The sequence below is a fragment of the Rhodanobacter fulvus Jip2 genome (assembly GCF_000264315.1).
Lineage (GTDB): Bacteria > Pseudomonadota > Gammaproteobacteria > Xanthomonadales > Rhodanobacteraceae > Rhodanobacter > Rhodanobacter fulvus.
This window is the reverse complement of record NZ_AJXU01000001.1, coordinates 24007-36828: the sequence shown is the minus strand read 5'-3', so window position 1 is coordinate 36828 and position 12822 is coordinate 24007. Positions and strand designations below refer to the sequence as shown.

The 12822-nt window shown below is 64.9% G+C and carries 12 protein-coding genes; 7 read left to right on the top strand and 5 right to left on the bottom strand.

The features are described from left to right. Positions 1 to 355 precede the first annotated feature (355 nt). On the top strand, positions 356 to 1252 hold the full coding sequence (locus tag UU9_RS00190) for a hypothetical protein (protein WP_007079680.1): 897 nt from the start codon (positions 356 to 358) through the stop codon (positions 1250 to 1252). A gap of 188 nt (positions 1253 to 1440) precedes the next feature. On the opposite strand, the gene UU9_RS18610 is transcribed toward UU9_RS00190, so the two are convergent. Further along, the gene (locus UU9_RS18610; RefSeq protein WP_040669767.1) at positions 1441 to 1845 is read right to left on the bottom strand and encodes an Npun_F0296 family exosortase-dependent surface protein; all 405 of its coding nucleotides are present in this window, start codon (positions 1843 to 1845) and stop codon (positions 1441 to 1443) included. A 77-nt stretch (positions 1846 to 1922) separates the two neighbouring features. Between UU9_RS18610 and UU9_RS00180 the strand changes: the two genes are divergently transcribed. The 3 genes from UU9_RS00180 to UU9_RS00170 all read left to right on the top strand — a co-directional run bounded on the left by UU9_RS00180 (position 1923) and on the right by UU9_RS00170 (position 7664). Beyond that, positions 1923 to 2843: a polysaccharide deacetylase family protein gene (locus UU9_RS00180; protein WP_040669766.1), complete on the top strand. Its 921-nt coding sequence runs from the start codon at positions 1923 to 1925 to the stop codon at positions 2841 to 2843. A gap of 113 nt (positions 2844 to 2956) precedes the next feature. Further along, positions 2957 to 4513, top strand: a complete 1557-nt coding sequence (locus tag UU9_RS00175) for a hypothetical protein (RefSeq protein WP_040669764.1) — start codon at positions 2957 to 2959, stop codon at positions 4511 to 4513. 340 nt (positions 4514 to 4853) lie between these two features. After that, on the top strand, positions 4854 to 7664 hold the full coding sequence (locus UU9_RS00170; RefSeq protein WP_007079676.1) for a TonB-dependent receptor plug domain-containing protein: 2811 nt from the start codon (positions 4854 to 4856) through the stop codon (positions 7662 to 7664). A gap of 186 nt (positions 7665 to 7850) precedes the next feature. Here UU9_RS00170 and UU9_RS00165 read toward each other — a convergent pair whose 3' ends face one another. From UU9_RS00165 to UU9_RS00155, 3 genes are all read right to left on the bottom strand, one after another. Next, a complete protein-coding gene (locus tag UU9_RS00165; protein WP_007079675.1) occupies positions 7851 to 8216 on the bottom strand; it encodes a DUF6164 family protein in 366 nt (121 codons plus the stop codon). An 84-nt stretch (positions 8217 to 8300) separates the two neighbouring features. Then, positions 8301 to 8525: a hypothetical protein gene (locus UU9_RS00160; RefSeq protein ID WP_007079674.1), complete on the bottom strand. Its 225-nt coding sequence runs from the start codon at positions 8523 to 8525 to the stop codon at positions 8301 to 8303. A 106-nt stretch (positions 8526 to 8631) separates the two neighbouring features. After that, positions 8632 to 9462 carry an SDR family NAD(P)-dependent oxidoreductase gene (locus tag UU9_RS00155; RefSeq protein WP_040669762.1) on the bottom strand — a complete coding sequence of 277 codons (831 nt, stop codon included), beginning with the start codon at positions 9460 to 9462 and terminating at the stop codon, positions 8632 to 8634. Between the two features lie 119 nt (positions 9463 to 9581). Between UU9_RS00155 and UU9_RS00150 the strand changes: the two genes are divergently transcribed. Both UU9_RS00150 and UU9_RS00145 read left to right on the top strand, forming a co-directional pair. Continuing rightward, entirely contained in the window at positions 9582 to 10070 is a 489-nt protein-coding gene (locus UU9_RS00150; protein WP_156804131.1) for a hypothetical protein, read from the top strand. 57 nt (positions 10071 to 10127) lie between these two features. Beyond that, positions 10128 to 11027 (top strand): 3-keto-disaccharide hydrolase, encoded by a 900-nt coding sequence (locus UU9_RS00145; protein ID WP_007079671.1) that lies wholly within the window; start codon positions 10128 to 10130, stop codon positions 11025 to 11027. Positions 11028 to 11083: 56 nt separating this feature from the next. On the opposite strand, the gene UU9_RS00140 is transcribed toward UU9_RS00145, so the two are convergent. Then, complete coding sequence (locus tag UU9_RS00140; RefSeq protein ID WP_007079670.1) at positions 11084 to 11386, bottom strand: DUF6164 family protein; 303 nt, start codon at positions 11384 to 11386, stop codon at positions 11084 to 11086. Positions 11387 to 11492: 106 nt separating this feature from the next. Here UU9_RS00140 and UU9_RS00135 point away from each other — a divergent pair, with 106 nt between their 5' ends. Next, complete coding sequence (locus UU9_RS00135) at positions 11493 to 12764, top strand: CynX/NimT family MFS transporter (RefSeq protein WP_040669760.1); 1272 nt, start codon at positions 11493 to 11495, stop codon at positions 12762 to 12764. Positions 12765 to 12822: the final 58 nt, after the last annotated feature.

Here is a 12822-nt window from a genome sequence, read left to right as displayed (position 1 = left end):
GAATCCTGGTTGCATGTCCTGCTTCGGTTCCGCAGCCGGATGACCGGGTTGCATCGCGGCCATTCGGGAACCTGGTCGCTGCGCTGCCGACGTAACCGGGCGCCATCGACGGGAACCCTCGGTCGAAGAGCCTGTCTACCGGGATCGCCCGCACCACGCGCTGACCACAGGCGCATATCCCGCATGGGGCAGCGGGCTTGAATGAGGCAGTCTCATCGAACGTTCCGGGCAACTCCACCATCCGCAGGAGGGTCGCGCAAGCGGTCTGGCATTGCTCGACAGCGAAACGCGCGAGGCTTTGGGACGCAAGGGCTGGCGACAGCCATCCCCGCTGACCCGCCGGGCGCGGATCCTCATGCTGGCCCTGGTCATGATGCTGCACGCGCTGTTCGCGCTGGCGGTGTGGTACGCGATGCAGTCCAAGCCCGCATCGGTGGCAACGGTCGATAGCGATCAGGTGCTGACCGTGCGTTTGCTGGATCGCTCCGACACGCCGCGCGCCGTGCAACCGCCCGCTCCCCCGATGCCGCCCGAGCTGGTGCCGACACGGCAAGCACGGACTCCGCGCGCGCGCGCTGCCACGCACGAAAGACCACGCCGGGACGCGATGGTCGTGCAGGATCATGAAGCGGCGTCGCGCGATCCGGGCTTGTACGCGAAAGATGGCTCAGTGCGACTTCCGCCCACCACAAACACCTGGGCCGCGGCGGAGGCCAGGCCCAAACCGGCAAAGCCCGCGGACGACCGCCAGATCATGCAGCACGAACGCAACCGGATGCAGTACAAGGCCACCCGCTTCGAAAAATACTTCCCGCCGCCGGGTGAAACGGCAGGCGGCGCGGTGGGCCGCCATATCGGCGACGCACTCAAGCAGCTCGCCGCAAGCGTGTGCGATCCCTCCAGGAGCAGCACGGTGGCCAACCCGCTGTGCGCTCCACCGCCCCTGCCCCCTTCAGCCAAGGAAGGCGATGCGCGCCTGAACCTGCCGCCAGCACCGCTGGCCGACGGCCCGCCCTCGTCGCCAGCGCCGCCTCTGTCGACCTGCATCGACGAGTACAGGAACACCAAGCCACTGTCGTCCGGCTGTCCGGCAAATACGCCCGACCTGGCCTTCAAGGCGGAGATGCGCGTATGCATCGACTTGTTCCGCGCGGGCAAGCGTCTCAAGACATGGTGCCCGCTCGATACGCCCAAGCGCGCCGCCGCCGAAGCATCGACGCCCGCGGTCTCGTCCAGTACGGGTTTGCACTGAGAGGCCACGACATCCACCTGCGCCGCACGGTGCTCCGACGCGAACGAACAGAAAGAAGTGTCGGGCGCGATGCGCACGGATCGGCAACCGCCTCGAGACTGCGGTACGCCGGTTGAAAGGGCTGCCCACCGGTCGCCCATGAAAAACGCCCCGTCATCGGGGCGTTCTTCATCTCGCGCCGGAGCGCTTCAGACCGACTTGCGCGCCTTGAAACGGCAGGCCGAGCCCACCAGGAGCAGACCCAGGCCGAACATGGCCAGGGTTTCCGGCTCCGGCACGCCGACGGGCGCCGTGCTGAACGCAACGTTGTCGAACTCGAAGGCGTAGGAGGTGCTGGTGGCAACCACCTTGTCGAACGACTGCGTCAGGAAATTGATGTTGACGTAGCAGGTGCCCAGCGCGTTCTGCAGGCCGCCGATGCAGTTGCCCGTCCCGGTCGATGCACCCACGTCAGCGCCGGTGAACGTGGCGACCGACGCGCCACCGCTGAAGAACTCCGCGCCCTGCCCGGCGCGGCTGAATACAATGAGCTCCCCTTCAACGCCCTTCCGCTGAAAAACGTCTCGCGCGAATGGCGGTAACAAGGTTCGCATTCGACCCCGGGAAAAGTGGCATCAACCCCGACGTCGTTTGGCCATCACGCCACACCCGATCGATTCCGGAGAGCCTTTTGAAAATCCTGCATTCACGTCTCCCCCTTGTGCTCTTCGTCGCGCTGTCCTCGGTGGCGGCTGTGCCCGCCACCGCGCAGCAACTGGCGATCACCTGGGATGATCTGCCCGCCCATGGGCCGCTTCCTGCTGGCGAAACGCGGGTGGCGATCGCGCAGAAAATCATTACCGCCATGCAGCAGGCGAAGCTGCCGCCGGCGTACGGGTTCGTCAACGGCATCCAGACGCAGAACGAGCCGGCCTCCACGCCCGTATTGCAGCTGTGGCGCGACGCCGGATTGCCGCTGGGCAACCACACCTGGTCGCACATGAACCTCAATACCAATCCGCTCGCGGACTGGGAACAGGATGTGACCAGGAACGAGCCGATGCTGCGGAAGTACATGGGTAGCGCCGATTGGCGCTGGCTGCGCTACCCGTACCTGGCCGAGGGCGACACCGCGCAGAAGCGCTCGGCCGAGCGCCGCTTCCTGGCCGGGCGTGGCTACAAGATCGCCAACGTCACCATGAGCTTCAGCGATTACCTCTACAACGAGCCGTACGCGCGCTGCGTCGCGAAAAAAGACAACGCCGCCATCGCCAGGCTGGAAACCAGCTACCTCGCTGCCGCCGACGCCGCCATCGTCTACAGCCGCTCCATGTCGAAAGCGCTCTACGGCCACGACATTCCCTACGTCCTGCTGATGCACGTGGGCGCGTTCGACGCCCGCATGCTGCCGCGCCTGTTGGCGCTCTACCGCGAACGCGGCTTCAATTTCGTCACGCTGGAGCAAGCCGAAAGCGCGCCCTTCTACAAGAACGATCTCGACCTCAGCCTGCCGTCATCACCCGATTCGCTCGAAGCGGCGATGGCCGCACGCGGGTTGCCCTTGCCACCCGCGCCCAGCCCCGGCCTCGACCTGGACAAGCTCTGCCGCTAACCGCCGCCCGCTCTTCCGATGATGCGCATACAGCGTCGCGCGGCACCCGGTCCATCCAAGTAGCCGCGAGGGATGCTCTAGTATCGAATCCATCACACGGTACGGGGACGAACATGGATCGAAGAGACTTCATCCAGAAAAGCCTGCTGGCATCGGTGGCCGCCGCGGCGGGATCGGCCAGCCTCGCCAAAGCCCAGGAGTTTGTTCCCGCCCACAATTGGGATGGATACAACTTCGGCAGCGGCCCCGCGATCACCGACCGCTTGAATCAGGGGCCCTTCCCCACCTACAAGCCAGAGCAGGTCGTTCCCGGCTCGGACGTCATCATGGCAACGACACCTTCCCGAAAGAGGGTGCCGAATTACGGGATGGGCCTGGCCACGTACCTTTGCGACGAAGCGGGGCCGGCGTACAAGCCAAACGAATCGCTGGAAAAGTCGCTCGAAAAACTCGTCGCGCTGCCGCTCACCGATGTCCTTTATGTGCGCCTCGACTGGCGTGACATGCAGAGCCGACCGGGAAGGCTCGACCCCTGCGAGCACTGGAAAATCGCCTTCGATCTGGCCAGGCAATACGGCAAGCGGATCGGCTTTCGCATCCAGTTGATGAGTCCGGTCATCAAGCCGCAATCCATGCCCGACTTTCTGCTGGACAAGGTTCCCCTCTACGAGCTGGGTACCACCGACGAAGTGGGCAAAAACCTGCCCGGCAAGGTGCACTACGCCCCGCAATACAACCACCCGGCGTTCATGGCGGCCTTGCAGGAAATGGACGGCCTGCTGGCGGACGCCTATGACGGCTCGGCCCAGGTGGAGTTCATGGACACCTACATGTACGGCTTCTGGGGAGAAGGCCACACCTGGCCGTTCGAAGACCGCAATCCCTTTCCCGACTACGCCACGGGCGCGGCCACCTTCAACCGGATTTTCGACATGCAGTCGGCGCATTGGAACAAGACGCCGCTGGCCACGAACACGCAGCCCGACTACAACCGGGTGGGCAACGCCGAGCTGGTCGACAGGACCATCCGGTCGCACAACTGGCTGCGCACCGACACCATCTTCATCGAAAACATGCAGATCGAAAGCCTGAGCAACCGGCCGCCATGGGTTGCAGGGTTTGTCGAGAACGCGCTGTCCGACGGCACCGCGCAAAACCTCGGCGTGTCCGAAGGGGTTACCCGCAACGACAACATCATCGCGCATGCCCGCGATGTCGGTCCGAATTACTTCTCGTTGTGGAACTGGCACAAGATCCAGGCGGAGCGGCTGATGAGCTACTACGACCGGTATCCGGACGCCATCGACGAATTGTCCACGCGCATCGGTTACCGCGTACGCCCCTCGTGGATATGGGCATTCGAAAAGGATGGCTCTCCCGGGCTCGTACTCGGGCTGGCAAACGATGGCGTCGCCGGCGTACCGGGCGCCCTGCGCATTTCGATCAAGAGCGAACGCGGCCAGACCTTGAGCGAGGGAAGCCTGGACCCTGGCTACCCGCTACCGGGAAAAGTGCGCCAGGCCCTGTTCAACCTGCCCAGGGGAACCACGCTCGAAGGATTGAGGATGTATGCGCAGATCGAGGTAAAGGGCGTGCGTCACCCGGTGAACTGGGCCTGCCATCAGAAGACGGAAAAGGACGGGGCGCTGGTCGTGCGCAGGAACATCTAGCGGGCCCGGACGGCAAGCGTGTGCGACGCCCCGGTTCCGCCAACGCCCCTCCAGCGCCGCCCCCTGTCGCCGGAAAATTTCCATCCGTTGAATATGGACGTATAGACGTCCATATCACTCGATGGCCATGGCGCAATAAAAATTCACAATCTGTCGACAAATCAAGCATGTAGCGTGCCATTTTGCGTGAAACATGCGGATGTCTTGTGCGCAAGCATGAATGCTTGAAGTCGTTGCGCAATGGTGAAAAACTTCGGCCGCAACTCCCCCCGCTTGCCTGGGGACGGCAGACCCTGCCGCTTCCACCGAGCGCGTTGCACCCCACCATGAGGACAAGTCGATGAAGCCGAATAAGCTCGCTTTGGCGCTGGCCGGTTTGCTGTTGACGCCTGTTGCCGCCGCCGTGGCACAAACCCCGCCCCCCGCCAGTCCCGACACCACCGGTCAGCAGCCGCCCGATCAGGAGCAAGCCCAGCAATTGCAGGCCGTCACCGTCACCGGCTCGGCGCTGCCGCGGGTCGATGTGGAAACGCCTTCGCCCGTCACCGTGATCACGGCGGCACAGATCGAGCGCAGCGGCCTGAAAACCGTCAACGACGTGGTACGCGCGATTTCCGCGGATAACAGCGGTTCGATTCCCACCGCGTTCACCGCGGGATTCGCCGCCGGCTCCGCCGGTGTCGCGCTGCGCGGCCTCACCGTGAACTCGACCCTGGTGCTGATCGACGGCCGCCGCTCGGCCAATTACCCGCTCGCCGATGACGGCCAGCGCACCTTCGTTGACCTCAACACGATCCCGGTGAACGCGATCGAACGCATCGACGTGCTGAAGGACGGCGCCTCCTCGCTGTACGGCGCCGACGCGATCGCCGGCGTCGTCAACATCATCCTCAAGCACGACTACCACGGCTTGCAGGCCACGGCCGACATCGGCACCTCGCAGCGCGGCGGCGGCACCACCCGCCGCGCCACCCTGCTGTTCGGTGGCGGCGACCTGGCGAAGGATGGCTGGAACGCCTATGGCAGCATCGAAGCGCAGGATGACAACCGCATCTGGGCGCACGACCGCGGTTATCCCTACAACTCCACCGACCTCAGCCGGATCGGCGGCAGCAACACCACCAACGGCCAGCCCGGTTTCAACGCCGGTTCGATCTACGGCATGGTTCGGCCGGCCGTGCCCGGCCCGAACGGACCGGGCGGCATGCAGACCGGCACCGCGGTGGATGGTTCGCTGTGGCAACCGCTGCGCGCCTGCGGCCCGGAGACCACGCCGGTGACCAACGATCTCGGCAGCGGCTGCGAGCAGAACTTCACCAATCAGTACATCGACCTGCAGCCGAAAGAGAAGCGCCTCGGCGCCTACGGTCGCCTGACCGTCAAGGTGGGCGACACCAGCGAGGCCTATGTGAGCGCCAGCGTGTACAGCAACAAGACCGAGGTCGCCGGCGGCCCGCCGCAGATCCGCTCGGGCACGCCGGTCAACACGCGCTCGATCGTGCTGCCGGCGACCCTGCCGGACGGCTCGGACAATCCGAACAACCCCTTCGCCCAGCCGGCGCTGATCACCTATGCGTTCGGCGGCATACGCGGCGGCGCGAAGCAGGACAACAACAACACGCGCCTGGTTGGCGGCATCCACGGCACCATGGGCGAGTGGAACTACGACAGCGCGCTGGTGTTCAACCACAACGAGCTCACCGTCGACAACTACGGCTTCCTCAACTACAACAAGCTGGTGCAGGTGGTGAACGACGGCAGCTACAACTTCATCGACCCGTCGCAGAACTCGCCGCAACTGCTGGCCGAACTGGCGCCGGTGCTGCACAAGAAATCCACCACCGACCTGCAGTCGATCGACTTCCATGTTTCGCGTGCGCTGATGGACCTGCCTGGAGGCTCGCTCGGCTTTGCTACCGGCGTCGACGTGCGCCACGAGGAGCAGAAGGATCCCGACCTCAACCCGGGCCTGCAGGCGCAGGGCCTCGGCGTGGCGCACACCTTCGGCAAACGCACCGTATCGGGCGCCTACGTCGAGCTGGATGCGCCGTTCCTGGAATCGCTGGAAGTCGACGCCTCCGGCCGCTTCGACCACTACTCCGACTTCGGCAACAACTTCTCGCCGAAGATCGGATTCAAGTGGAAGCCGGTCGAATCGCTGGCGGTTCGCGGCACCTGGTCGAAGGGCTTCCGCGCGCCGAGCTTCGCCGAGAACGGCTCCAGCGAATCGGAGGGTTTCGCCACCTACACGGTGCCCGACGACTATGCCGCGGCGCACGGCAACAACGCCTACGTGCGGCCTTATGGCCTCGCCTACGACACCATCGGCAACCCGGACATCAAGCCCGAGCGCTCGAAGAGCTGGACCTTCGGCCTGGTCTACCAGCCGATCGATCAGCTGAGCGCGTCGCTGGACTATTACGACATCAAGAAGACCGGCGTGATCGGCCAGCAGGATACGCAGGCCGTGCTCGATGCGTACTTCGCCGGCCAGCCGCTGCCGGCGAATTCGGCCGTCATCCCCGACGTGCCCGATCCGCAGAATCCCACCCTGCTGCCGAAGCCGGTGGTGGTGATGGCGCCGTACGTCAACCAGAACTCGCTGGAGACCAAAGGCATCGACTTCGACCTGATCGGCAATTTCGATCTGGGCGATAGCGCGAAGCTGCGCAGCGAGTTCAACGCCACCCGCATCTTCGAATGGAACCTGACCCTGCAGGACGGTACCGAGCAACGCTTCGTCGGCACGCATGGGCCCTACGCGCTGTCCTCGGGTGCGGGCACGCCGCGTGATCGCGCGTCCTGGTCGAACAGCTTCAACTTCGGCAAGGCGACCGTCACCGGCACGTTCTACTACACCAGTGCCATCTCGATGACCGCGCCGGACAACGGCGAGGGCTGCATCTCGGTGGACGACAACGGCGACCCGTTCCCGCCCAGCTGCCATGTCGCTTCGTTCACCACGTTCGACCTGACCGGCAGCTACGACTTCACCGACCACTTCGCGCTGACTGCCTCGATCCTGAATGCCTTCAACCGCGACGCGCCGTTCGATCCCAGCAACTACGCCGGCAACAACTACAACCCGACGTGGGCGCAGACCGGCATGGTCGGCCGGTTCTACACGCTGGGTCTGAAATACACGATGTGATCCGCCGAAGCGGAGGCTTCGGCCGTGGTGCAACGCGCCTGGTGACGGCGCGTTGCATCGTGTCGATGTGGTGCGCGATTGTTGCGGCCACACTTCACTCGGGCGGCGAAGGGAATCGTCCGTTGCTTCCCGCGCGAAGCGGTAACCGTGGTGCAGGGTTACGTCGCCGCGTTGAACGGCCTGGGCCTACCCGCGCAGCAGGAAGAACGGCAGCGTCACCAGGCCCAGCGCGAAGAGTATGCCCAGCACGCTCAGCACCACGCGCACCGGATCCGCGCGCAGCAAGGTGATGAACGTCTCTGCGGTGCCCGCACGCTTGGCGGCGGCGTATTCGGCACGGGCACGAGCCGCGCGCTGCTGCTGGTAGTCGTCCATCGCACGCCTGGCGTCCGCGAAGGCCGCGTCTTCAGTGACCCAGATGCCTCCCGCCGAGATGCCCCAGATGCTGGGTCGGGTTTCGTAGAACGCGATCCGTTGCGCGTCGAGCATCGCGCGCACGTCGTCGGCCTCGTCATCGGGCACGTTGCGCAGGTTCATGAGCAGCTTGGACATGGCGCCATGATAGCCGTCCGGGAGCTGCCGGCTGCGTTGCGTCGGCGCGGAATCAAGCGGTCAAGGCGGTTTTATTTCAGCCGGTCAAAGTTCCGGCACCTCCCCCGACTCGAACAGTACCCGCGGCGTGCCGTAGTCGCCGCTCTCTTCGTCCACGTCCATGCTGTAGGCGACGACACCGGCATGCTTGCCGGCCAGCAGCCCTGCCCTGCGCGCAGCCTCGTCCGCGGTTTTGAACTGCAGGACCGGGCTCGGTTTCAAGCCATTGTTCACCCGATCGAAGGGCTGCACGATGTGGATCGTTTCCATACTTGCTCCTGGGTTGAGGCAAGTATGACGGGTTGATACGCCGATACGGCAAAGGCCGGGGCCGACTTTCCCGACCGTCGATGCAAACCCCTCATCCCGCTGCCGCTCAACTGCCCGGCTTGCGCCCGGTGAATGCGTCCATCGACGAGTACACCTTGAATACGCGGCCCGCCAGCCAGTCCCATAGCGGCAACGGCAGCAACCCGCGCAGGGCACCGCTCAGCGCCACCGTCCACGGCATCATCAGCCGCGGCCTGCCGGCCTTCATCGCAGCCCAGGCCCTGTCCACCACATGCGCCGGTTCCAGCAGCGGCGTCATCAACGGGGCGCGGGCACCGGCGAACATGCCGGTCTTGATGTAGCCGGGGATCAGCGTGGTGACTCGCACGTGGCCGTGGCCCGCGCGTTTCAGCTCCAGCCGCAGCGAATCGCTCCAGCCGATCAGTGCCCATTTCGAGCCGGTGTACACGGTCATCCGCGGTACGGAGAGCAACCCGGAGGCCGAGGCCACGTTCAATATTCGCGCCTCGTTGCCGGCGGCGATCATCGCCGGCAGAAAGGCACGGGTGACATGCATCGGCCCCAGCACGTTGACGCGGATGACGAACTCGGTGTCGGTGAGCGGATCGTGCTCCCAAAACGGTTTGCCACGCACCACGCCCGCGTTGTTGATCACGACATCCGGCGTGCCGACCTCGGCCTGCACCCGCAGCGCCGCCTCGGCGACTGCCTGCGCCGACGACACATCGATCACCTGGGCCAGCACTCGAGCACCACGTGCGGAGAGTTCCGCGCGGGTCGCCTCCAATGCCGCCGCGTCCATATCCCACAACACCACCGCGGCCGCGCGCTCGGCCACCGCGCGCTCGGCGTACAGGCGGCCCATGCCCATGGCGGCCCCGGTAATCAGAACGATCCTGCTTTCGACAGTGCGCATGTTTGCCCCCCAGTTTTGTGCCGCGATTATGCGTCACGGTCGTGGAGTTCCACCGGAACTCGTGGCGCTCAACCGAACGTCGCACTCAAAACGATCCACCGGCTCGCCATGCAGCCATCATGGGCGACACCACCACCCACCTCGTATATTCTTTCCTTTCGCCTTGGAATGAGGGGGGAAAAATGGCATTCAAGACGTTTACGGCCGCGGCCATTCTGATGAGCCTGGGCCTGGCACCCGGCGTTGCGGCAAACGAACCTCACGGATCGGCGGCTTGCGCACAGGACGGCCGGGCGGAAGCCGGCGGCTACTGGCTCGACGCCAGGCTGACTCGCAACGCGAACGCGTGGCTCCTGACCCCGCAAACAAACATCCAGTTCGCCCCGAAACAATACGGCGGCGCCGCGGTGCCGGGTACGGGGCACATCCATCTCTATTTGAACGGCACATTGATCGGTCCGATAACGCATGCGGGCCCGGTCAGCCTGCCGCTGCTCGATCGCGAAACCTACGTCGTGAAACTGGCGCTGACCACCAGCGACCACAACGAAGCGAACTTCGGCGTATGCCGCGAAGTGCGCATTGCGGCACCAGTCATCAATAAATAATCAGCGACATACCGGCACCTGTACGGCACGCTATCCACGACTTGAAAAGGCTTGAGCATGAGAATTTTTGCCGCCATTGCGCTGGCGTTCGTCGTTTCACCCGCGATGTCCGCTGACCTGCCCTCGTTCACCCCCCAGAGCCTGGTGCTGAAGAACATCCCGGCGGCAACCGGGCCGGCCGTCGCGTTGTTCAACGGCAAGGATCTGGACCAGTGGGACGCGTGGCTGGGCTACGCCGATCCAGGCCAGACGTATCTGGCCAAGCACGATGCATCCCTCGGCGTGGGCGGCAAGGGAACCATCTTCACCGTGGTGAACGAGGACGGCGAACCGGCGATCCACGTCAACGGGCCGACCTGGGGCAGCCTGGTCCATCGCGGCGATTACGCCAATTACCACCTGCGGCTCGAATACAAATGGGGCAAGGCGCGCTACGCGCCGCGGCAGGCGATGCTGCCGAACAACGGGCTGCTGTATCACACGCACGGCAAGCCGGGCGCGGTGTGGGGCACGTGGGCGACGTCGGTCGAGTTCGAGATCATGTCCGGCAGCGTCGGCATGGTGGTGCCGGTCGGCAACGGCTTGAGCGTGACGGCGACGGCCGCCCACGATGCATCCATCATCGATCCGAAGCTGCGTTTCATGGTCGGCGGCGTGGACGCCAAGGCCATCGGCAACACCGCCACATGGAACGTGGAGAACAACCACAACGCCGACGCCCCCGACGGTGAATGGAACGTGCTCGACCTGTATGTCGTGGGCAACCACGCCGTGCATGTGGTCAACGGCGTACCCGTGATGGAGGTGCGCAACATCTGCGAGCCGGACGCGGCGGGCGTGTGCCAGCCGCTGACGCACGGCCATATCCAGCTGCAGTCCGAAGGCGCGGAAACGTTCTTCCGCCACATCACGCTGGAACCGATCGAACGGTTGCCGGTGATTGGGGTGGTGAAATAACCGCAGCGCCGCCGCCTCCGTCAGTCCATCGTTGACTGACGCCTCCCGTTACGGCCTCACAGCCCGCGCAACAGCAAGAACGGAAGCGTCACCAGGCCCAACGCGAAGAGTGTGCCCCGCACGCTCGGCACGACGCGCGCCAGATCGGCACGAAGCAACGTGATGACCGTCTCTGCGGTGCCGGCGCGCCTGGCGTCGGCGAAGGCCTCGTCTTCAGTGACCCAGATTCCCCCAGCCGAGATCCCCCAGATGCTGAGTCTGGTTTCGTAGAACGCGATCCGCTGCGCGTCGAGCATCGCGCGCACCTCGTCGGCCTCATCGTCGGGCACGTTGCGCAGGTTCATCAGCGGCTTGGACATGACGCCACGCTCATTCAGAGCCTGGTTTCAGTTCAACTTCCTGCGTTCCCGAGATGCAACGCTTCAACACCATCGACGTTCCCCGCATCGACGATAATGCGCGCACATGAATAGCCCATCGACGCCCCGAGACACCTCCACCTCTCTTTCCAGACCGCTCTGGGCCGGCCGCGGCCTGGTGCTGGTCGGCATTGTGCTGTCAGCGTTCAACCTGCGCACGGCGGTTACCTCGTTGACGCCGTTGCTCGACCAACTGGGCCGCATCTTCGGCTTCGGCACGACGATGACCGGCGTGCTCGGAATGATGCCGACCGCGGCGTTCGCGCTGTTTGGTGTCTTGACGCCGCGTATCGCGCACCGCATCGGCCTGGAGCGCACTGCGCTGTTGTCCATGGTGATGGCTACGGCCGGGTTGCTGCTGCGCTCGGCCGCGGGCGGCACCGGTGGTCTCTTGATAGGCTCTGCCGTCGCGCTGGCAGGCATGGGCATCGGCAACATCGTGCTGCCGCCGTTGGTGAAACGCTATTTCTCCGACCGTGTGGGCACGGTCAGCACGTTGTACATCACCGTGCTGCAACTGGGCACCATCCTGCCCGCGCTGGTGGCGGTGCCGCTTGCGGCGGCGGCCAACTGGCAGGTATCGCTGGGTTCGTGGGCCTTGCTTGCGATCGTGGCGACGCTGCCGTGGGTGTCACTGCTGGTCAGCGAGCGCCGTCACGCATCACCGCTGGCGCAGATCCACGACCGTGCGGTGACGCCAGATGACGAAGCGCCGGAGCTGGCCGAGCCGGCTGTCGTCGGTCGCATCTGGCGCTCACCGGTCGCCTGGGGCATGGCCCTGATGTTCGGCATGACCTCGCTGATCACCTATTCGATGTTCACCTGGTTGCCGAAGCTGCTGGTCGAGGCCGGCGGTAGCGCCGCCCTGGGCGGCGCGATGGTGGCGCTGTTTTCGACGCTGGGGCTGATCCCCTCGTTGACCATGCCGGCACTCGCCGTGAGGGTGCGCAACCCGTTCCTGATCGTGCTGGGTTGCTGCGTGTTCTATGCGCTGGCCTTCGCCGGCCTGCTGTTCGCGCCGATGAAATGGCCGGTGCTCTGGGTGGCGCTGCTGGGCATGGGTCCGGGCACGTTCCCACTGGCGCTGACCCTGATCAACCTTCGTACGCGCACGCCGGGCGGTTCGGCCGCGTTGTCCGGTTTCACGCAGGGTGTCGGGTATTCGCTGTCGTGCCTGGGGCCCATCCTGTTCGGCCTGTTGCACGAATACGGCCAAGGCTGGAGCTGGCCCTTCGCCTTCCTCGGCCTGTGCGTGCTGGTGCTGTTGTTCGGCGGCTACCTGGCCAGCAAGCCACGCATGCTGGAAGACACCTGGTAGGCGGGGCCTTGCAAACCAAGAGAGCTCCGATGCGTCGTTTGTTCAATGCGGAAACGCG

Excerpts from the sequence above, each read along its gene's own strand:
- UU9_RS00135 (WP_040669760.1), top strand. The coding sequence starts at position 11,493 with ATGAATAGCCCATCGACGCCCCGAGACACCTCCACCTCTCTTTCCAGA.
- UU9_RS18610 (WP_040669767.1), bottom strand. The coding sequence starts at position 1,845 with ATGCGAACCTTGTTACCGCCATTCGCGCGAGACGTTTTTCAGCGGAAG.
- UU9_RS00160 (WP_007079674.1), bottom strand. The coding sequence starts at position 8,525 with ATGGAAACGATCCACATCGTGCAGCCCTTCGATCGGGTGAACAATGGC.
- UU9_RS00190 (WP_007079680.1), top strand. The coding sequence starts at position 356 with ATGCTGGCCCTGGTCATGATGCTGCACGCGCTGTTCGCGCTGGCGGTG.
- UU9_RS00140 (WP_007079670.1), bottom strand. The coding sequence starts at position 11,386 with ATGTCCAAGCCGCTGATGAACCTGCGCAACGTGCCCGACGATGAGGCC.
- UU9_RS00145 (WP_007079671.1), top strand. The coding sequence starts at position 10,128 with ATGAGAATTTTTGCCGCCATTGCGCTGGCGTTCGTCGTTTCACCCGCG.
- UU9_RS00175 (WP_040669764.1), top strand. The coding sequence starts at position 2,957 with ATGGATCGAAGAGACTTCATCCAGAAAAGCCTGCTGGCATCGGTGGCC.
- UU9_RS00150 (WP_156804131.1), top strand. The coding sequence starts at position 9,582 with ATGGGCGACACCACCACCCACCTCGTATATTCTTTCCTTTCGCCTTGG.
- UU9_RS00155 (WP_040669762.1), bottom strand. The coding sequence starts at position 9,462 with ATGCGCACTGTCGAAAGCAGGATCGTTCTGATTACCGGGGCCGCCATG.
- UU9_RS00170 (WP_007079676.1), top strand. The coding sequence starts at position 4,854 with ATGAAGCCGAATAAGCTCGCTTTGGCGCTGGCCGGTTTGCTGTTGACG.
- UU9_RS00165 (WP_007079675.1), bottom strand. The coding sequence starts at position 8,216 with ATGTCCAAGCTGCTCATGAACCTGCGCAACGTGCCCGATGACGAGGCC.